18 protein-coding genes are annotated in these 18,137 nt (G+C 68.7%); 9 read left to right on the top strand and 9 right to left on the bottom strand.

Going from position 1 to position 18,137, the window contains the following annotated elements; translation table 11 throughout:
• Nucleotide 1: 1 nt before the first annotated feature.
• Nucleotides 2–1,822 (bottom strand): serine/threonine-protein kinase, encoded by a 1,821-nt coding sequence (locus tag JRI60_RS16675; protein ID WP_239470803.1) that lies wholly within the window; start codon nucleotides 1,820–1,822, stop codon nucleotides 2–4.
• A 178-nt stretch (nucleotides 1,823–2,000) separates the two neighbouring features.
• On the opposite strand from JRI60_RS16675, the gene JRI60_RS16670 reads away from it, so the two are divergent.
• The gene (locus tag JRI60_RS16670; RefSeq protein WP_204228966.1) at nucleotides 2,001–3,182 is read left to right on the top strand and encodes a serine/threonine-protein kinase; all 1,182 of its coding nucleotides are present in this window, start codon (nucleotides 2,001–2,003) and stop codon (nucleotides 3,180–3,182) included.
• On the top strand, nucleotides 3,179–4,153 hold the full coding sequence (locus JRI60_RS16665) for an RluA family pseudouridine synthase (protein ID WP_204226853.1): 975 nt from the start codon (nucleotides 3,179–3,181) through the stop codon (nucleotides 4,151–4,153). Before JRI60_RS16670 ends, JRI60_RS16665 begins: the two co-directional genes overlap by 4 nt.
• A 12-nt stretch (nucleotides 4,154–4,165) precedes the next feature.
• Here JRI60_RS16665 and JRI60_RS16660 read toward each other — a convergent pair whose 3' ends face one another.
• Nucleotides 4,166–4,579, bottom strand: a complete 414-nt coding sequence (locus tag JRI60_RS16660; protein ID WP_204226852.1) for a secondary thiamine-phosphate synthase enzyme YjbQ — start codon at nucleotides 4,577–4,579, stop codon at nucleotides 4,166–4,168.
• 42 nt (nucleotides 4,580–4,621) lie between these two features.
• Here JRI60_RS16660 and JRI60_RS16655 point away from each other — a divergent pair, with 42 nt between their 5' ends.
• Nucleotides 4,622–5,833 (top strand): DNA polymerase IV, encoded by a 1,212-nt coding sequence (locus JRI60_RS16655; protein WP_204226851.1) that lies wholly within the window; start codon nucleotides 4,622–4,624, stop codon nucleotides 5,831–5,833.
• A gap of 101 nt (nucleotides 5,834–5,934) precedes the next feature.
• On the opposite strand, the gene pcnB is transcribed toward JRI60_RS16655, so the two are convergent.
• Complete coding sequence (gene pcnB / locus JRI60_RS16650; RefSeq protein WP_204226850.1) at nucleotides 5,935–7,677, bottom strand: polynucleotide adenylyltransferase PcnB; 1,743 nt, start codon at nucleotides 7,675–7,677, stop codon at nucleotides 5,935–5,937.
• A 77-nt stretch (nucleotides 7,678–7,754) separates the two neighbouring features.
• Between pcnB and JRI60_RS16645 the strand changes: the two genes are divergently transcribed.
• The gene (locus JRI60_RS16645; protein ID WP_204226849.1) at nucleotides 7,755–8,774 is read left to right on the top strand and encodes an NAD-dependent epimerase/dehydratase family protein; all 1,020 of its coding nucleotides are present in this window, start codon (nucleotides 7,755–7,757) and stop codon (nucleotides 8,772–8,774) included.
• A gap of 88 nt (nucleotides 8,775–8,862) precedes the next feature.
• A complete protein-coding gene (gene yjjX / locus JRI60_RS16640) occupies nucleotides 8,863–9,414 on the top strand; it encodes an inosine/xanthosine triphosphatase (protein WP_204226848.1) in 552 nt (183 codons plus the stop codon).
• Between the two features lie 7 nt (nucleotides 9,415–9,421).
• Here the strand turns inward: yjjX and JRI60_RS16635 are convergent, their stop codons facing one another.
• The 5 genes from JRI60_RS16635 to JRI60_RS16615 all read right to left on the bottom strand — a co-directional run bounded on the left by JRI60_RS16635 (nucleotide 9,422) and on the right by JRI60_RS16615 (nucleotide 13,750).
• Nucleotides 9,422–9,757: a hypothetical protein gene (locus JRI60_RS16635; RefSeq protein WP_204226847.1), complete on the bottom strand. Its 336-nt coding sequence runs from the start codon at nucleotides 9,755–9,757 to the stop codon at nucleotides 9,422–9,424.
• Entirely contained in the window at nucleotides 9,754–10,170 is a 417-nt protein-coding gene (locus JRI60_RS16630) for a 4Fe-4S binding protein (RefSeq protein WP_204226846.1), read from the bottom strand. The genes JRI60_RS16635 and JRI60_RS16630 overlap by 4 nt, the downstream gene beginning before the upstream one ends.
• A 101-nt stretch (nucleotides 10,171–10,271) precedes the next feature.
• Nucleotides 10,272–11,084, bottom strand: a complete 813-nt coding sequence (locus JRI60_RS16625) for a nitrate reductase cytochrome c-type subunit (RefSeq protein ID WP_204226845.1) — start codon at nucleotides 11,082–11,084, stop codon at nucleotides 10,272–10,274.
• Nucleotides 11,081–13,501, bottom strand: a complete 2,421-nt coding sequence (locus tag JRI60_RS16620; RefSeq protein WP_239470554.1) for a molybdopterin-dependent oxidoreductase — start codon at nucleotides 13,499–13,501, stop codon at nucleotides 11,081–11,083. Before JRI60_RS16620 ends, JRI60_RS16625 begins: the two co-directional genes overlap by 4 nt.
• A gap of 3 nt (nucleotides 13,502–13,504) precedes the next feature.
• Complete coding sequence (locus tag JRI60_RS16615; RefSeq protein WP_204226844.1) at nucleotides 13,505–13,750, bottom strand: hypothetical protein; 246 nt, start codon at nucleotides 13,748–13,750, stop codon at nucleotides 13,505–13,507.
• Nucleotides 13,751–13,983: 233 nt separating this feature from the next.
• Between JRI60_RS16615 and JRI60_RS16610 the strand changes: the two genes are divergently transcribed.
• From JRI60_RS16610 to JRI60_RS16595, 4 genes are all read left to right on the top strand, one after another.
• Nucleotides 13,984–14,583 carry a hypothetical protein gene (locus tag JRI60_RS16610; protein WP_204226843.1) on the top strand — a complete coding sequence of 200 codons (600 nt, stop codon included), beginning with the start codon at nucleotides 13,984–13,986 and terminating at the stop codon, nucleotides 14,581–14,583.
• On the top strand, nucleotides 14,576–15,481 hold the full coding sequence (locus tag JRI60_RS16605) for a 4Fe-4S dicluster domain-containing protein (RefSeq protein WP_204226842.1): 906 nt from the start codon (nucleotides 14,576–14,578) through the stop codon (nucleotides 15,479–15,481). The genes JRI60_RS16610 and JRI60_RS16605 overlap by 8 nt, the downstream gene beginning before the upstream one ends.
• 3 nt (nucleotides 15,482–15,484) lie before the next feature.
• Nucleotides 15,485–16,753, top strand: a complete 1,269-nt coding sequence (dsrP, locus tag JRI60_RS16600; RefSeq protein ID WP_204226841.1) for a sulfate reduction electron transfer complex DsrMKJOP subunit DsrP — start codon at nucleotides 15,485–15,487, stop codon at nucleotides 16,751–16,753.
• 105 nt (nucleotides 16,754–16,858) lie between these two features.
• Nucleotides 16,859–17,470, top strand: a complete 612-nt coding sequence (locus tag JRI60_RS16595) for a TIGR02265 family protein (RefSeq protein WP_204226840.1) — start codon at nucleotides 16,859–16,861, stop codon at nucleotides 17,468–17,470.
• Between the two features lie 24 nt (nucleotides 17,471–17,494).
• Here the strand turns inward: JRI60_RS16595 and JRI60_RS16590 are convergent, their stop codons facing one another.
• Nucleotides 17,495–18,097, bottom strand: coding sequence for a hypothetical protein (locus JRI60_RS16590; RefSeq protein ID WP_204226839.1), 603 nt, complete (start codon nucleotides 18,095–18,097; stop codon nucleotides 17,495–17,497).
• Nucleotides 18,098–18,137 lie beyond the last annotated feature (40 nt).

Below are 18,137 nucleotides of genomic sequence, written 5' to 3'. Positions count from 1 at the left end.
ATCAATCCTCGAGCAGGTTGTGCTTGAAGATATTGGGCTGACCCGCCTTCACCTCGAAGGTGCGGGTGATCTCCTTGCCGAGATCCTTGTTGATGAGCTTCACGGTGTGCGAGCCCACCTCGACCTCGGCGGCAGCCAGGGGCGTCTGGCCGAGCTGCCTCCCATCGAGCACCACGATGGCGTAGGGCCGGATGCGGAACTCCAGGGAGGCCTTCTCCACGGTCGCGCGCCGGAGGGTCGATGGAGGCGGCGGCCGTACGCCGCCCCCATTCTTCGGCTTCTTCCCGGACGGCTCCTTGTCCTTGTCCGGTGGCGTCGACAGCCCGGCGACGGGGGCAGTCTTCTCATCGGAGGGCTTCGGAGCGGGCTTGTCCCCTTCCGGAGGCTGGGGGGGCAGCGGGTTCGTCGCCGGGTCCACGGCGGCCACCTTCGGCTGGGACTCGGTGCCGGCAGGCGGAACATCCACTGGCGGCGTCCCGGTGGAAGCGCTCCCCGTCCCCTGCGAGGTCCCCTTCGTCGAGGGGGAGTTCGAACGGATTTCGATGGGAGAGGGGGACGGCTGCGGCTCGGAGCCACCGCGGAGGAACACAATTGCCCCTCCCGCGGCGAGCAGCACGATGCCCCCGAGCCCGAGCACCAGACCCGTGCGGCGCTTGGGAAGGGCGAGGGCGACATCCTCCGCCTCGGGGCCGACCGCGGTCGCGGCGGGCCTGCTGGAAGAGATGAGCGTGGCGGGAGGCACCGGCTCCGAACGGATCGTGTCCGGCTCGTCCTCGTTCTGGGCGACGCGCGTCGCGCTGTCGACGCTGCTCGGGTTCGCGGAAGCGGCCCGGGTCCCGCCACTCGAGCGGCTCGAAGAGGCCTGGGCGACGGACTCGGAAGCGGGAAGGCGCGTGCCACTGCCGGGACGACTCTTGGGACCGCTGCCGGCAGAGGACGTGGATCCGGGCCCCGCGTTGTCGCCGGACAGTCTGGCCACCAGTTGCGACAGCTGGTAGGCGCCCACCGGCTCTCCGGTGGAGAGGATGAAGTGCTCCAGGTCCGCCTGGAAGGCGCGGCAGTCCGGGTAGCGGTGCTCGCGCACCTTGGCGAGCGCGCGATCCAGGATCTGCACCATGGCACGCGGCAGATCCGCCCGGCGAGACACCGCGGGCACGAGTGGCTCGAAGAGGATGGCCTGCATCATGCTCACGTCGGTGGTGGCATCGAACGGCTTCTGCCCGGTGAGCAGCTCGTAGAGCACGACGCCGAGCGCGTACACGTCCACGCGCTGGTCCAGATGCCGGGCCTGGAGCTGCTCCGGCGGCATGTAGGCGATCTTCCCCTTGATGAGGCCCGTCTGCGTCTTGTGGCTCTGGTTGGCGGCCTTGGCGATGCCGAAGTCCACCACCTTCACCGCGCCCTGGCGCGACAGCAGGATGTTGTCGGGGCTGATGTCGCGGTGGATGAGGCCCAGGGACTCACCGGTGTCCGGGTCCACGAAGTCATGGGCGAAAGCCAGGCCCTCGCACGCCGAGGCGATGATCTTCGCGCAGTAGGCCGGCGGCAACGGCACCCCGGCGGCGCGTGCGCGCTTGGACAGGATGCGCAGGTTCGGCCCGTCGATGTACTCCATCGCCAGGTAATAGGCGCCCTCGGACTCACCGAAGTCGAAGATCTGGACGATGTTGGGGTGGTTGAGCTGCGCGGCCAGCTTCGCCTCGCCCAGGAACATCTCCACGAACTGCGGATCCTCGGCCAGGTGGGGGAGGATCTGCTTGAGTACGAGCGTCTTCTCGAACCCCATGGGACCGGCGGCCTTGGCGAGGAACACCTCGGCCATGCCTCCGGTGGCGAGCTTGCTGACGAGCTGGTACTTACCGACGTGACTCAAGGGCAGATTCCTCTGACTGGGCACGGATCCGGGCGCGCATCATAGCCGGAGCCGAGCATCCCACACTCCTCTCCGCCTGGAGGGAGTTTGACCCCGACGCGACAGGGTATCTAGGATCTCTGACTTGATGCGTCCCAAGGTCATCGGTCCCTATCGCGTCCTCGAGACGCTTGGAAGTGGTGGCATCGGGACCGTCTACCGGGCCCTTGACAGCCGTACGAACGATCCGGTGGCCCTGAAGCTGCTCACGGGCGGCCCGGCCATGGACTCCCGAGCGGCCAGGCGCCTGGTGCGGGAGTTCGAGACACTGGCGGACCTGTCCCACCCCAATGTGGTGAAGGTGTACGACACCGGTGTCTTCCAGAGCTCGCCGTTCCTGGTCATGGAGCTCATCGAGGGGCTGACGCTGCGGGACTACCTGTCGCTGAGGGGAGAGGAGCTGCTGTCGCCCGCGAGCGGGTCCTCGGGCTCGGGACTGTTCCGGCGGTCCGAAGGGCCGGCTTCGTCGGGAGGGTCGACCTCGATGGAGGCGGTCTCGGGCCGGGAGCTGGAGTCGGGCGAGGCGCGGCCCCTGCCCTTCGACCTGTCGGCCTTCGCCGAGGAGGCGCCGAGCGACGAGCTGGCCCCCTCCATGCGCTTCGGGACGTCCGGCTCGGCGGCGGTGTTGCCGGTGCCGATGGATCCGTGGCTGGGCTCGGACTCGGACGAGGTGGATCCGTTGGATTTCGAGCTGCCGTACGACGTGACGGAGCCAGGAACGGAGCCGGTGAAGCGCGAGCCGGCGGCGCGGCTGGAGGAGCTGAACCGGCCAGAGCGGGTAGGCCGACTGAAGGACGCGATGCTGCAGGTGTGCGAGGCGCTGGCCTACATCCACGCGCACGGGTTGGTGCACCGGGACCTGAAGCCGTCCAACGTCATGGTGGACGAGGACCGGCAGGTGCGGCTGATGGACTTCGGGCTGGCGAAGTTCCTGGCGGACGACGCGGGGATGACGCTGGACGGGCGCATGGTGGGGACGTTCCGCTACATGTCGCCGGAGCAGATATTGGGCGAGCCCCTGGATGGGAGAGCGGATCTCTACAGCCTGGGTGTCATCATCTACGAGCTGATGAGCGGGCGGCCGCCTTTTGACGCGAAGTCCCCGGTGGACTTGTGGCACAAGGTGCTGGAAACCGAGCCCCCGCCACTGTTGGCCCTCAACCAGAGGGGAGATGCGCAGCTGGCCCGGGTGGCCCATCGCCTCATCCGGAAGGAACCGGACGACCGGTTCCAGACGGCGGAGGAAGTGTACGAGGCACTCTCCGAGTGAGCACGACAGGGACGACGCACACGCTGGTGGTGGAGGCAGGCAAGGCGGGGCAGCGAGTGGACCTCTTCATCGGAGAGGCGCTGGGGCTGTCGAGGGCGAAGCTGAAGAAGCTCTTCGAGTCGGGCGCGGTGAAGGTGGACGGCCGGGCGGCGAAGAAGGGCCTGCTGGTGGCGGTGGGGCAGCGGATCACCGTGGTGGTGCCGGAGGAGCGGCGCGAGGTGGTGCCGGAGCCGGAGGCGCCGCTGGGAGTGCTGCACACGGACGAGTCCCTGGTGTTCGTGGACAAGCCCGCGGGCAAGCCGTCGCACCCGCTGCAGCCGGGAGAGACGGGCACGGTGGCCAATGCGCTGATCGCGCGCTACCCGGAGTGCGCGGAGGCCTCGGAGGACGAGCGCGAGGGCGGGCTGTGTCACCGGCTGGACATCGAGACGTCCGGGGTGATGGTGGCGGCACGCACGCGCGAGGCGTGGGAGGCGGTGCGCGAGGCGTTCGGCGGGCGCGAGGTGGACAAGCGCTACTGGGCGTTGGTGACGGGGCCGCTGGCGGACGAAGGGGAGATCGACCTGCCGCTGCGCCACCACCCGAGACATCCGGACCGGGTGGAGCCAGCGCTGGACGGAGGCGAGGGGGCGCGGGATGCGCACTCGGAGTTCCGGGTGCTGGAGCGCGCGGGGGAGTACAGCCTGGTGGAGGTCCGAATCTCCACGGGGGTGCTGCACCAGGTGCGAGCGCATCTGGCGGCGGTGGGAGCGCCCATCGTGGGAGACACGCTGTACGGAGGGCGAGAGGAAGCCAGGCTGGGCCGCTTCTTCCTGCACGCGAAGGCACTGGGGCTGACGCACCCGGTGACGAAGCAGCGGGTGCGAGTGGAAAGCCCCCTGCCCCGGGAGCTCCTCGAGGTGCTCGAGCACCACTCCCTCCCTCTCCCTTCGGGAGAGGGTCGGGGTGAGGGTACCCGAGCCCCGGGATGAACCCCGAGGGCCCTACTCGCCCATGACCTTGATGACAAGGCGCTTGCGGCGCTGACCATCGAACTCGGCGTAGAACACCTGCTGCCAGGGCCCGAGATCCAACTTCCCGGCGGTGACAGGGAGGATGACCTGGTGGTGGATGAGGAGGGACTTGAGGTGGGCGTCCCCGTTGTCCTCGCCGGTGCGGTGGTGGCGGTAGTCGGGCCCCTGGGGAGCGAGGTGCTGCAACCACTCCCAGATGTCCTCGTGGAGACCGGACTCGTCATCATTGACGAAGACACCGGCGGTGATGTGCATGGCGGAGACGAGCACCATGCCTTCCTGGATGCCACTCTTGCGAACGAGCTCGGCGACGGTGTCGGTGATGCGGACGAGCTCACGGCGTTCGCGGGTGTGGACGGAGAGGTATTCGGTGAGGGTCTTCATGAGGAGTGAGCGTCAGAGGGGTCCACTACAGTGAGTGCAGCGATGCGAGCCATCATCCACGTGGACATGGACGCCTTCTATGCGTCGGTGGAGCAGCGGGACAACCCGGAGCTGCGGGGCAAGCCGTTGATTGTCGGCGGGGACGCACGGCGCGGGGTGGTGGTGGCGGCATCGTACGAGGTGCGCAAGTACGGGGTGCGCAGCGCGATGCCGATGGCGCGGGCGATGAAGATGGCACCGGGCGCGCTGGTGGTGAAGCCGCGATTCAGCGCGTACAGCGAGGCGAGCGAGCAGGTGTTCTCCATCTTCGAGCGATACACGCCGCTGGTGGAGCCGCTGTCGCTGGACGAGGCCTTCCTGGACGTGACGGCCTCGGTGGGGCTGTTCGGAGCGCCGGCGGACATGGCGAGGCGGATCCGCAAGGAGATCGCGGCGGAGACGGGCCTGCCGGCATCGGCGGGGATCGCCGCGGTGAAGTTCGTGGCGAAGATCGCCTCGGACGTGGCGAAGCCGAACGGCCAGCGGGAGGTGCGGGCGGAGGAGACGGTGGCGTTCCTGGCGGGGCTGCCGGTGGGGAGGCTGTGGGGGGTGGGGCCAAAGACGGAGGAGGCGCTCAAGCGCGAGGGGCTGGAGACGATCGGCGACGTGGCGAAGCGGGACGCGGCGTGGATGGAGGCGAGGTGGGGCGCGAGCGGGCGTCACCTGTGGGACCTGGCACACGGGATCGATCCGCGGGAGGTGATACCGGACCGCGAGGCGAAGAGCGTGGGAGCGGAGGACACGTTCGACGAGGATCTGACGGGGATGGAGGAGCTGAGCCCGCACATCCACTCGCAAGCGCTGCGGGTGGGCCGCCGGCTGCGACGGGCGGGCGTGAAGGGACGGGTGGTGCAGCTCAAGCTGAAGTTCGCGGACTTCACGCTCATCACCCGACGAATCACCCTGCCCTCACCGACGGATGACGGGCAGACGCTCTACCGGGTGGCGAGGGAGCTGCTGGAGAAGGCGCACGAGGACAAGCCGGTGAGACTGACCGGGGTGTCCATGCAGGAGTTGGGGACGGAGGAACAGCCGAGACAACTCGGGCTCTTCACGGAGCCGGAGAAACCGAAGCGGAGCGACAAGCTGAACGCGGCGCTGGACAAGATCGCGGAGCGCTTCGGGGCTAAAGCGGTGATGACGGCGGACATCGCGGGGAACGACGAAGCGGAACCGGACCCAGAACGTCCCCGCAAACCGAAGCGTCCCAACTAAACCCTCTCCCACCGGGAGAGGGGACGGGGGTGAGGGTACGCGGGCCCCAGGTTGAACCCGTGTATGCCCCCTCTCCCCCTGGGAGAGGGCTGGGGTGAGGGTCAGCCCTCGTCGGACTCGGAATCCGTCTCGGACCCGGCGCCGAAATCGTCGCCAGAATCATCACCCGACTCAGCACCCAGCTCGGACTCCTCGTCGACCTCGCCAGCGTCTCCTGAGTCACCCGAGTCCTGCTCAACAACCGTTCCGGAGGAGGAGGAGGCCTCGGCCCCACCCGGCGAAGAGGAAGAACCGCTCTCCCCTGCCCCGGCCTTGCGACCACTGCGGCGGCGGCGGCGGCGGCGCTTGCGGGGGGCCTCGCCGCCCTCGGTGGAGCCCTCGGAGGGCTTGAGGGGAGGTAGCTCGCCACGCTTCCACGCCTCGAGCACGTCGCGGTGCTGGCCGGTGGCCTGGACGGAGATCTCGAAGACGATGAGCGCGTCGTTGAACAGCGGATGGCGGCGGAAGGCACCGGTGCGGCGGCGACGCTCGCCGGAGAGTGTCCGCTGGGCGATGAGGAGCAACCGGCAGCGCTCGGCGATGCGGCGAGGCAGACGCGCGGTCTGGACGAACTCGGCGAGCAGATCCTCGATGGCCTGGGCCACGGAGGGGCGGCCGGCGGGGTCCTGGCTCTCGACGATGGGCGAGGCCTGAGCGATGGGCACCAGCAGGGCGGCGAGCAGGATGGCGTCATCCAGCGGCTCGCCGGAGGACACGCGCCGGTCGAGCGCCTCGACGTAGGCGTAGAAGGTGTCCCGGCCGCGGCGGCCATGCTGCTTGAAGTAGGCGGCCACGGGCGGGAGCAGGACCTTGAGCGCGTCCAGCGCGGCGAGCAGCTTCAGGCAGGGGGCGGCCACGCCGCCGCGGATGAGGCGGAAGGTCTCCTCCAGGAGGCGGGCGGGGGCGCAGCGAGGCAGGTCCTCGACGGCACCTTCCATGGCGGCGTAGGTGCGCGACTCGATGTCCAGGCCCAGCTTGGCGGAGAAGCGCACGGCACGGAGGATGCGGACCGGATCCTCGCGCATGCGGATCTCCGGGTCGCCGATGGTGCGGATGTAGCGCTCGTCGAGGTCACGCCGACCACGCACGTAGTCAATCACCCGGCCCTCGGCGACGTCGTAGAAGAGGCCGTTCATGGTGAAGTCACGGCGCCGGGCGTCCTGCTCCGCGGTGCCGAAGACGTTGTCGTGGGTGATGAGGAGATCCTGGGACTCCTCGGTCTCGGAGCCCTCCTCCTCGCCGTTCTCGGAGCCGTTCTCGGGATTGGAGGCGTCGAGCTCGGTGGGGTTGGCGCGGAAGGTGGAGACCTCGATGATCTTCCCGCCCTTGAAGTAGATGTGAGCGAGCCGGAAGCGCCGGCCGATGAGGCGGCAGTTGCGGAAGATGGCGCGCACCTCGCCGGGGTGGGCGCTGGTGGCGATGTCGAAGTCCTTGGGCGTGCGGCCCAGGAGCAGATCTCTCACGCAGCCCCCCACGAGGTAGGCCTGGTGGCCATGGGAGTGGAGGCGGTGGATGACCTTGAGGGCATCCGGATCGAGCTTGTCGGGGTCGATCTCGGGGGGAGGGCCGGAGGGGGAGGGGTGGGAGAAGAGCTCGGAGTTGGACTCGGAGAGGGTGTCCTGGGGAAGTGTCTCCAGCAGGGCGGACATGGGGGATTGGGTCTCCTCCGCGGGCTCGGGGACCGGCAACATCTCGAGGGAGTCCAGGGACTCGGCCTCGGAGACAGCAACCTCGCGCGCGTCATCGGGCGCAGGCTGGAGCGTGGGTCCGCCGACAGGCGGTGTGTCAGTGGAGTCTCGCGTCATCTCGCGGTTGACGCCCCGTGGGGGGGCGAATCTAAGGGGTACGACCTATAGCGCATCCTCCCGGGAGGGAGTAGCACATGAAGACATTGTTGACGGGAGGAACAGGGTTGGTGGGGGCCAACCTGGCCCACCTGCTGTGTGGGCAGGGGGAGCGCCCCCGTCTGCTCGTCCGGGAGCGCAGCGACCGGAGGGGTCTGCGCGGGCTGAGCTACGACGAGGTGCTCGGCGACGTGCTGGACACGGAGTCGTTGCGGGGGGCGATGAAGGGGGTGGGGCGGGTCTACCACGTGGCGGGCATCGTCCGGTTCGATCCCTTTACTCGGGAGGACGTCTCCCGCCTTAACACCCAGGGGACGCGAAACGTTCTGGATGCGGCGCGGGCGGCGGGTGTACGGCGGGTCGTACTGGTGTCGAGCGTGGCGGCGGTGGGCCATGGGACGCTGGCCGAGCCGGCGACCGAGGAGACGCTCTACAACTACGAGGGGGACAACCCGTATCACGAGTCCAAGCGGGAGGCGGAGCGCCTGGCATTGGAGGCCTCGGGGCCGACGCTGGAGGTGCTGGCGGGCAATCCGGGCTTCGTCCTCGGCCCGTACGATGTGAGGCCGTCCACGGGGGAGCTGCTGCGGGTGGTGGCGAAGGGAATCGTCCGGGTGTACCCGAGCGGCGGCATCAACGTGGTGAACGCGCAGGACGTGGCACGGGGGCTCCAACTCATCATGGAAAAGGGCCGCCCGGGGGAGCGCTACATCCTGGGTGGGGAGAACCTGACCTTCCGCGAATTCCTGACTGTCTGCGCGGAAGAGGCGGGGGTGCCAGCACCGGCGGTGCCACTACCGGACGGGGTGGTGAAGGCGGTGGGACGGTTCGGAGACGTGGTGGGACGCCTGTCCCCGGACCTCTTCCAGCACATGAACACGGCCTTCCTGCAGGCGCTGCCATTACCTGCGTACCAGTCCTCGGGGAAGGCGATGAGGGAACTCGGCTACCGACCGCGACCTGTGAGGCTCGGTATCCGGGAAGCACTGCGCTGGTTCCAGGAAGAAGGAATGCTCCCAAGAGACCAACCCCTGACGCCCCGAGGAGTGCTGGGTTGAGCCCGTGTATGTCCCCTCTCCCCCTGGGAGAGGGCTAGGGTGAGGGTATCCGTCCCCCTGTTCCACCCTCAGGAGAACACTGAGCCCCATGTCCTTCATCATCGCCATTGGCTCGACGAACCCGGCCAAGACGACGGCCGCGCAAACCATCTGTGAGAGGGCCTTCCCTGGGTGCACGTTGGTGCCGATCGAGGTGCCCAGCGGAGTGCCGGAACAACCCATCGGACCGGACCAGACATCAACGGGGGCGCGCAACCGGGCACGAGCAGCGCTCGGGGCGGTCGAGGGAGCACGGATGGGAATGGGGTTGGAGGGGGGCGTGGACCCGGACGGGAGCCTCATCAACTGCGTGGCCGTGGTGGAGGCCGGAGGCCGGGAGAACCTCACCTGGGGCGTGCGCTTTCCCCTTCCTCCGGTCGCGGTGGCCCGGGTGCTGCGCGGTGAGGAACTGGGGCCGGTGATGGACCAGGTGTCTGGCCGCAACGAGAGCAAGAAGAAACTGGGGGCGGTGGGCATCCTGACCAACGGGCTCTTCACGCGGGCCGAGATGTGGCAGGGCCCGCTGGCGTGCGCGCTGATGCCCTTCCTGCATCCGGAGCTCTACGCGGCACCCGCGACAGACGAGGCCTCCGGGGCCTGAAACCGCCCTACCCCGTCAGCCGGTGCTGGATGCGGATGAGCCGGACGCCCTTGGGCGTGCGCATGAGGGTGTCCCACCAGTTCGCCCCGTCGTACCAGTAGCGGATCTGCACACCGAGCACCCGCGCCTCGCGGAGAGCGGCCAGGGCCTCGTCGAGCGGAACGGACTTCTCGGAGGCCATGGCGAGGGCCCCGCCCTTGAGGAGCACCTCGCTCACCACGGTGCAGCGCTGGATGTCACGGAAGAGCTGCTCCAGTGTCTCCGCATCGAGGATCGCATCCTGCAACTGGGGGAGAGACGGGTCCTCGGGGGCGGCGTTCGCGAGGCGGAGACCAGCTGTCATGAAGTGGGGACCCGCGGTGCGGAGGGAAGGAACTCGAAGGCGTTGAGCGGAGCCGGGCACACCTGGACGCAGAGGCCGCACCCGTTGCATCGCTCTTCCACGACGCGAGGGCGGCCCAGCTCGACGGCGAGGGCGCCCTCGACGGGACAGCGCTCGGAGCAGGTGCTGCAGAACGAGCCCTGCCAGGCGAGGCAGAACCGAGGCCGAACCCGGACGGTCATCCCGGGAACGGGAGCCCCCGCGGCCGGCGCGAGCGGAGCCATCTCGATGCGGCTGACACCCTCTTGGGGAACGGCGAGCCCCTCGCGGAGGGAGAAGACGGGGAGACTCGTCCCGGTCGCCTCACCCGACAGCGCACGGGAGGAATAGAACGCCTCGAGCGAAAAGCCCGCTCCCGGCGCGGGCTCGGACACGGCGGGCGAGGGAGCACGAACAGGCTCTGGAGAAGACGCAGGCGCCTCCTTCTTCCGAAGGAACCCGAGGAGCGCACGGCGGCTGATTTCAGTTCGAGCGCTCAAGGCCTGGCCTCCATCGCCACGCCACCGGGTGGCTGTCCGGGAGCCCCCGCGCCCGAGTCCTCCGGGAGGCGCTGGTCGAGCAGTGCGGAGGACCCATGGCACTGCTGACAGTTCTGCCGTTCCGGGTGCGAGGTCCGCAGCCCGGGGAGACCCCTGGGGCCGTGGCAGCTCGTGCAGTCGGTCCGCATGAGCGTGGGGTGAGGCAGGGTCGGTGGAGCCCCCTGCCAGGCTCGAGCGCCCTTCTCTCCCGAGACCAGTCCGACGAAACCATTCCCCGGGACGTCCTTGTACTGCGCCAGGGGGCGGGGCGACTCCCCCACCACGTGGCACTGCGTGCAGCTCTGGTACGGCGGGTGGCTGATCTTCGGAGCCACGCGGGTGCCCAGCTTCATCCCCTCGCCATGGCAGGCCAGACAGCCGGGGACTTCGCGCTGGTCGATCTCATGAGGAATCGTGGGAGGCGCGCCGTCATAGGCGCGGTGGGTCTTCCGCTGGGCCACGGCCTCGGCGCGCATCTCGGGGGTGGCCACGGGCAGGGGCTTCACCGGAAAGTCCGCCTCCGCCAGCGAGGCGATGGCGCCCTCATACATGCGCGCGTTGTCACCGCGCCGCTGCTCGCGAAGCTCGCTGTAGCTCGGAGCGCGCTCGGCGCGTTGCGCGTGCGGATCGGAGGCCGCCGGACGCTCGGGCATCTCCGGGGCGCGCAGGCCCGCGAAGTACCCGGTGGCCGCGAGCGCCACCGCCACGGCGGCTCCCACCTGGAGCCAGCGGGCCCCGAGCCCACCCGACTGTTCGCCCGCGGCGCTCATTTCTGCTTCTCCGCGACCCGCTCACGCCGGCGCACACGGGCCGCGCACTTCTTGTAGTCGGGCTGTTTGGAGAACGGGTCGTGCGCGTCGAGCGTGAGCTCGTTGATGAGCAGCCGCTCGTCGAAGAAGGGGACGAAGAGCGAGCCCTCGACGGGCTCTCCACGGCCGCCGAGCCACACGGGCAGGTCGAGCTTTCCGCGGCGGGTCTCCACCGTCACCAGGTCCCCGTTGTCCACGCCGAGCTTCCGGGCATCGGCGCGGTTCATCTCCACGTACGCCTGGGGCATGGCGCGCCGGAGCTGCGGAATGCGCATGGTCACCGAGCCGGTGTGCCAGTGCTCGATGACGCGGCCGGTGCACAGCCAGAAGGGGTACTCGGAGTCGGGGGACTCGGGAGGAGGCTCGTAGGGCTGGAACCAGATCTGCGCGCGGTCGTCGTGCGAGGTCGAGTGGTAGAACTGGATGTCGCGGCCCTTCTTCACGTACGGGTCGTCGAAGCCGGAGAAGCGGAAGCGCGTCTCGCGCCAGCTGCCGTCCGGCTGCTGCACCACGGGCCAGCGCAGGCCGCGTGCCTTCACGTACTCCTGATAGGGCGCCAGGTCCTTGTGCTTGATGCGGGTCGTCTTCCGGTACTCCTCGAAGAGGTGCTCGTCGACGTTGACGTCGTAGTAGTGCGACCACTCCCAGATGGGCACGGACCTGCCGTCCTTGCCCTTCACGTCGAAGAGGAAGCGGCCGTCCTTGTCCTTCATGCCGGCGAAGCCGAGCTCGAGCAGCCGGTGGGCCACGGAGATGAGCTGCCAGCCGTCATCGCGGGCCTGACCGGGGGGCTGGACGAGCTTGAACCACTGCTGGGTGCGGCGCTCCGAGTTGCCGACCATGCCATTCTTCTCCACCCACATGGCGGAGGGCAGCACGAGGTCGGCGATGCGCGTGGTGGCGGTCGGGTAGACGTCCGAGACGATGAGGAACTTGTCCGCGAGCTTGCGGCTGGGGTCCACCAGCTTGTGCGTATTGGGGAGGCTCTGGGCGGGGTTGGTGACCTGGACCCAGACGGTGTGGACATCGCCGCCCTGCTCGGTGGGCGTGGAGAAGCGCTTCCACATCTCCACGGTGTGGTAGCCGATCTTCTCGGAGACGCGGCCGGCGGGGACGTTCCAGATCTCCTCCATCTGGGCGCGGTGCTCGGCCTTGGCCACCACGCGGCCGCCGGGGAGCGCGTGGGAGAGCGTGCCCACCTCGCGCACGGTGCCGCAGGCGGAGGGCTGACCGGTGAGACTGGTGGGTGCATCCCCGGGCTTGCCGAAGTGCCCGCTGAGCAGGTGGAGCCCGTGGAGCAGGCTGTTCATGGCCGTGCCCTGGGTGTGCTGGTTCGGCCCCATGCACCACAGGCTGGTGATGCGGACGTCCCTGCGGCCGAACAGCCCGGCCAGCATCCGCAGGTCCTTCTGGGACACGCCCGAGAGCTGCTCCACCTTCTCGGGGGTATAGGGCTTCAGCAGCTCGCGGTACTCCTCGAAGGAGATGGCCTTGCCCTCGAGGGTGGGCGGGGTGCTGGAGGCGCGGAAGGCGCAGTTGGCCTCGACGAAGGCCTTGTCGTAGGTGCCGTTCTCCACCAGCAGGTGGGCGATGCCACAGGCGATCGCCAGGTCCGAGTTCGGCTTGAAGCGCAGGGAGTGGTCGGCGAACCCGCTGGTGCGCGTCTTGCGCGTGCCGATGTCGATGAGGGTGACCTTCTCGCCGCGCGAGCGCCGGTCGATGACGCGCGAGAAGAGGACCGGGTGCATCTCCGCGGGGTTGTTGCCCCAGGTGATGAGCACGTCGCAGGCGTCGAGGTCGTCATAGCAACCGGCGGGCTCGTCCACGCCGTAGGTGGCGAGGAAGCCCGTCACCGCCGAGGCCATGCACAGACGCGCGTTGGCGTCGATATTGTGCGTGCCCAGGCCGGCCTTGACGAACTTCGAGGCGGCATAGCCCTCGGGGATGGTCCACTGGCCGCTGCCGTAGAGGGCGAAGCCCTTGGGGTCCTTCAGCACGCGGCGGGCGATGATGTCGATCGCCTCTTCCCAGCTGATGGGCACCTGCTTGTCGCCCTTGCGCAGCAGCGGCGTCGTGAGCCTGTCCTGCCCGTAGAGAGCGAGCCCCACGTGGTAGCCCTTCACGCACAGCAGGCCCTTGTTCACCGGAGCCTTCTGGTCGCCCGCGATGGCCACCACCTTGCCGTTCTGCACGCCCACCTGGACGTGGCAGCCGGTGCCGCAGAAGCGGCAGGGCGCCTTGTTCCACTGCACGTCACCGCCTTGACGGGCGGTGCTCGGCGGCTCCACGGCCGCCCTGTCCTGGCCATATGCCAGACGGCTCGCGGCCAGCGTCGCCGCCGTCATGGCCGAACCCTTCAGGAAGTCCCGGCGATCCATGGCTCAGCGCTCCTCCTCGGAGAAATCCACCATCACCACGTCCACGAAGCTCACGCCCACCAACTCCCTCAGGGACTCGGCGAGCTCCTCACCTTCGTAGGGGCTGGCGGTCTCGGTCACCACCGGCAGCCATCGCCCCTCCACGGGCGGGCCCAGGGTGATGCGCGGGTCGCGAGCGAGCTCTGAAAGCGCGAGCGCCCTCGACTCGGGCGACGCATCGAGGGTGAGCACCAGGCTACTGATGGGCATACAGGCTCCGTCCATGGGGACACGGCCCCCAGGAGCAAGAGGCGGACCACCCCGGCGTGCCCCTCATCCCACGGGTGCGCGCGCAAAGCCTGCGCTTAAAGTTGTTCGAACGATGCAGGTTTTTCGCGGGCGAGCGGGATGCCCATCCCGAGTTCCCAGCGGAACACAGGGGCGGAGCGTGATGGCACGGACGCTGCTTTGCGCTGGCCTCCGTGGAGAACCACCTCTACAGAATGATGCGCCCGGCGCTCGTCGCCTCGCTGCTCGCCCTGGGCGGCTGCGGGAGGGCTCAGCCCGTGAGCTTCCAGCCGCCACCGGGAGCACCGACGGGCAGGGAAACCCTCCACCAACCGGCGAAGCTCACCTCCGTCGAGAGCGACCAGAAGGACGCGCTGGGCCGGCCGCTTCGCGTGTCGTGCGAGAGCTGCCACTCGCTGCGTGAGACGAAGCCCATGCCCTCGCGGCCCGAGGAGCTGAAGGAGTTCCACCAGGGCCTGCGGTTCCGCCATGGGGAGCTCGCCTGCACCTCGTGCCACCAGGCCCAGCAGCCGCGCACGCTGCACCTGGCCACGGGCGAGCCGCTGCCGATGACGGAGGTGGTGACGCTGTGCGCGCAGTGCCACGGCCCGCAGTACCGGGACTTCAAGGCGGGGGCGCACGGGGGGATGACGGGGTACTGGGACCTGTCACGGGGAGACCGCACGAGGAACAACTGCGTGAGCTGCCACGACCCGCACACGCCGAAGTACGCGGGCGCGCATCCGGTGATGCCTCCGCGCAACCCGCCCGCCCACGGCGAGCCGGACACGAAAGAGGCGACAGGCCATGAGTGACACCGTCTCCCGCCGCACCGTGATGAAGGGTGTCGGGGCCACGCTGGGGGCCGCGGCCTTCGCGCACGCGATGGCACCGCTCACCGAGTGGACGCAGGACCTGAGCGTCGATCAGTTCCTGCAGAAGCACTACAAGGAGCTGACGCGTGACGAGCTGACGCGGGTGCTCGTCCACCTGAAGGAGGAGACGAAGCGGAAGTACGGCCGCGACGTGGACATCCAGGCGTTGCCGCCGCAGGAGGGCGTGTCGTTCGCGTACGCGCTCAACCTGAGCATCTGCATCGGTTGCCGGAAGTGCGCCGAGGCGTGCCACCAGGAGAACAACCACGACCGGCGCACGGGGAACTCGTACATCCGGGTGCTGGAGATGGAGCAGGGCAGCCTGGACCTGGAGCACGGGAACGCGAACTACGACCACCCGGTGCCGGCCGAGGGGAAGTACTACCTGCCGGTGCAGTGCCACCAGTGCGACAACGCGCCGTGCGTGAAGGTGTGCCCGGTGCAGGCCACGTGGAAGGAGCCGGACGGCATCGTGGTGGTGGACTACAACTGGTGCATCGGCTGCCGGTACTGCGAGGCGGCGTGCCCCTACCACGCGCGGCGCTTCAACTGGGCGAAGCCGGAGATTCCTCCCGAGGAGATCAACCCGGACCAGGGATACCTCTCCAACCGGATCCGCCCGCAGGGGGTGGTGGAGAAGTGCACCTTCTGTCTGCACCGCACGCGAGCGGGGCGGCTGCCGGCGTGCCTGGAGGCGTGCCCCACGGGGGCGCGGGTGTTCGGCAACCTGTTGGATCCGAAGAGCCCCATCCGCTGGGTGCTCGAGAACAAGCGCGTCTTCGTGCTCAAGGAGGAGCTCGGGACGCGGCCACGCTTCTTCTACTTCTTCGACAAGTGAGCCATGGCTGCTTCCCGTCACCTGCTCGACTACCCGCGGTTCCTCGGCCGGCTGCTCTGGATGAGCACGGATGGGAGCTGGCGCTTCTACACGTGGATGACGGTGCTCTCGGCGATCGCCCTGGTGGGCGCCAACGCCTATGCGCACCAGCTGGCCGAGGGCATGGCGCTCACGGGGATGAGCGACCACGTGTCCTGGGGCCTGTACATCGCCAACTTCACCTTCGGGGTGGGGTTGGCGGCGGGCGCGGTGATGATGGTCATCCCCGCGTACCTGTACCACGACCATGAGATGCACGACGTCACGCTGATTGGCGAGCTGCTCGCGGTGGCGGCGATCTTCGTGTGCCTGCTGTTCATCGTGGTGGACATGGGGCACCCCGAGCGGGCGTGGCACCTGATACCGGGGATTGGGCGGTTCAACTGGCCCATCTCGATGCTCACCTGGGACGTGGTGGTGCTGAACGGCTACCTGCTCATCAACCTGCACATCTGCGGCTATCTCATCTACATGCGCTTCCTGGGGCGCAAGCCGCGCAAGCAGTGGTACCTGCCGTTCGTCTTCCTCTCCATCTTCTGGGCCATCAGCATCCACAGCGTGACGGCGTTCCTCTACAGCGGGCTGGGAGGCAGGCCGTTCTGGAACTCGGCGCTGCTGGCGCCGCGGTTCATCGCGTCGGCGTTCATCACGGGCCCGGCGTTCGTCATCGTGCTGCTGCAGGCCATCCGCCGCTTCACGGGGCTGCCCATCGGCGAGGGGCCGCTGCGCACGCTGATGTCGGTGATGCGGGTGACGGTGCTGCTCAACCTGTTCATGCTGGGCTCGGAGCTGTTCACGGCCTTCTACACGGGTGGGACGCACGCCACGGCGGTGCGCTACCTGTTCTTCGGTTCACACGGGCACCACGCGCTGGTGCCGTGGATCTGGACGGCGGTGGCGCTCAACATCGCCTCGGCGGTGGTGGTGCACCTGCCGGCCACGCGGCGTCACGTGTGGCTGCTCAACCTGGCGTGCGCGCTGGCGTTCGCGGGTGTCTGGATCGAAAAGGGAATGGGCCTCATCATTCCCGGCTTCGTCCCGAGCACCCTGCACGAGCTGGTGGAGTACGTGCCCACCGTCACCGAATGGAAGATTACAGCGGGAATATGGGCCTTCGGGCTGATGGTGCTGACAGTGGCGGTGAAGGTGGCACTGCCAGTGCTGAGCGGCCAGCTCGCGGCCTCGCACGCCGGGCACGGCGAAGAGAACCCGGAAGCGAAGCAGGCCACATAAGCCCGTACAACCCCCTTGTCATGAACGGGTGGCCACTGGATCCTCCCCCATGCGGAATGGCGCTCTTCCCAGGAGGGGCGACAGACTCGCGACAAGGGGGAGGCCATGGGGGATGACACGGGCAGCTCGCACTCTCTCGGCTCCGAGGAGGAGCTGCGGCGACGGCTGACCTACGTGACACCCGCGGACACCACGCGCGGCATCTTCCTCAACAGTGTGCTGGAGGTGGTACGCCAACTGGGGGACGAGGCCACGGTGCGGCACTGTCTGGACGAAAGTGGGGAGACGCGCTTCGTGGCGCTCTTCAACTATCCGGTCAGCACCCTGCTGCGCATGTCCTATGCCGGTGCGCGGCGCCTGAGCAACGACAGCCGGAACTTCGAAGAGGTGATGCGACAGATGGGCTATCTGTCGGCCAGGAGCTTCGCCACCACCTCCATGGGACAGATCATGCTTCGGCAGATTCTCGGGCAGCCCCGGCGGCTGCTCGAGAATCTGCCGGCGGCCTACCGGATGACCACGAACGTGGGAACGTGCAAGGTGAGGTGGACGGGGCACACCAGCGCCGTCATCCTCATCACGCGCGACATCCTCCCCTACCCCTACATGGAGGGCTCGCTTCAGGGCACGTTCGAGGTCACGGCGATACGAGGACTGACGGTGCGCGCGCATCCGCTCGAGTCGCTCGACACCGAGTACGAGCTCTCCTGGGGATGACGACGCCCCTCGCGCCCAGGGGGCTCAGGAGGCCACGACGGTGGGCGGCGTGGTGCTGGTGAAGAAGTCCGGGTAGGTGGCGGTGTAGTTGGAGCCGCCGCCGGTCTCGCCCGGGATGGTGCCGCTCTTGGTGCCACGGACCTCCAGGGTGGTGCCATCGGACAGGATGGACAGCTCCCCACCGTACACGTAGCCCGCGTAGCCGGGGTTCATCGCGCCGAGGCCCGTGGTGCGCACGATGGACAGCGTGTCCGGCGCCACGTGGTCGACGTACACGACGACGGCGGCGGAGCCGCTCGGCGTCCCCTTGTACGTGAAGCTGGCGGCAACCCCGAGGTCATTGGCCGCGAGTGACAGCGAGGGGCTGTTGTACGTGGTGCCGATCACCACGCTCCCGCCGCCCCAGGCACACGTGGACGAGGCCACCCGGTTGACGCGGACCTCGTACTGGGGAGGGAAGGTGCCCGGCTTCTGCTGGGACGAGACGTAGAAGGTGCAGCCCCGCGACACGCCCGAGGTCAGCGCGGCGGAGCTCGTGGCGAGCGGCTCCTCCTGGGTGTCGGGCGCACCACAGGCCGACAGCGCGAGGACGGCGACAAGAGAGGCAACGGGTTTCAGGATCCGCATACGGTCACTCCCGGGGCTGCGAGGGAGGAGTGACGCTAGA

Source organism: Archangium violaceum, assembly GCF_016887565.1.
GTDB lineage: Bacteria > Myxococcota > Myxococcia > Myxococcales > Myxococcaceae > Archangium > Archangium violaceum_B.
This window is presented reverse-complemented; position numbering and strand designations above follow the sequence as displayed.

Coding starts and splice junctions, on each gene's coding strand:
- JRI60_RS16620 (WP_239470554.1), bottom strand. CDS start 13,501: ATGGATCGCCGGGACTTCCTGAAGGGTTCGGCCATGACGGCGGCGACG.
- JRI60_RS16635 (WP_204226847.1), bottom strand. CDS start 9,757: ATGACAGCTGGTCTCCGCCTCGCGAACGCCGCCCCCGAGGACCCGTCT.
- yjjX (WP_204226848.1), top strand. CDS start 8,863: ATGTCCTTCATCATCGCCATTGGCTCGACGAACCCGGCCAAGACGACG.
- JRI60_RS16660 (WP_204226852.1), bottom strand. CDS start 4,579: ATGAAGACCCTCACCGAATACCTCTCCGTCCACACCCGCGAACGCCGT.
- JRI60_RS16645 (WP_204226849.1), top strand. CDS start 7,755: ATGAAGACATTGTTGACGGGAGGAACAGGGTTGGTGGGGGCCAACCTG.
- JRI60_RS16615 (WP_204226844.1), bottom strand. CDS start 13,750: ATGCCCATCAGTAGCCTGGTGCTCACCCTCGATGCGTCGCCCGAGTCG.
- JRI60_RS16590 (WP_204226839.1), bottom strand. CDS start 18,097: ATGCGGATCCTGAAACCCGTTGCCTCTCTTGTCGCCGTCCTCGCGCTG.
- dsrP (WP_204226841.1), top strand. CDS start 15,485: ATGGCTGCTTCCCGTCACCTGCTCGACTACCCGCGGTTCCTCGGCCGG.
- JRI60_RS16670 (WP_204228966.1), top strand. CDS start 2,001: ATGCGTCCCAAGGTCATCGGTCCCTATCGCGTCCTCGAGACGCTTGGA.
- JRI60_RS16595 (WP_204226840.1), top strand. CDS start 16,859: ATGGGGGATGACACGGGCAGCTCGCACTCTCTCGGCTCCGAGGAGGAG.
- JRI60_RS16675 (WP_239470803.1), bottom strand. CDS start 1,822: ATGGCCGAGGTGTTCCTCGCCAAGGCCGCCGGTCCCATGGGGTTCGAG.
- JRI60_RS16655 (WP_204226851.1), top strand. CDS start 4,622: ATGCGAGCCATCATCCACGTGGACATGGACGCCTTCTATGCGTCGGTG.
- pcnB (WP_204226850.1), bottom strand. CDS start 7,677: ATGACGCGAGACTCCACTGACACACCGCCTGTCGGCGGACCCACGCTC.
- JRI60_RS16610 (WP_204226843.1), top strand. CDS start 13,984: ATGATGCGCCCGGCGCTCGTCGCCTCGCTGCTCGCCCTGGGCGGCTGC.
- JRI60_RS16625 (WP_204226845.1), bottom strand. CDS start 11,084: ATGAGCGCCGCGGGCGAACAGTCGGGTGGGCTCGGGGCCCGCTGGCTC.
- JRI60_RS16605 (WP_204226842.1), top strand. CDS start 14,576: ATGAGTGACACCGTCTCCCGCCGCACCGTGATGAAGGGTGTCGGGGCC.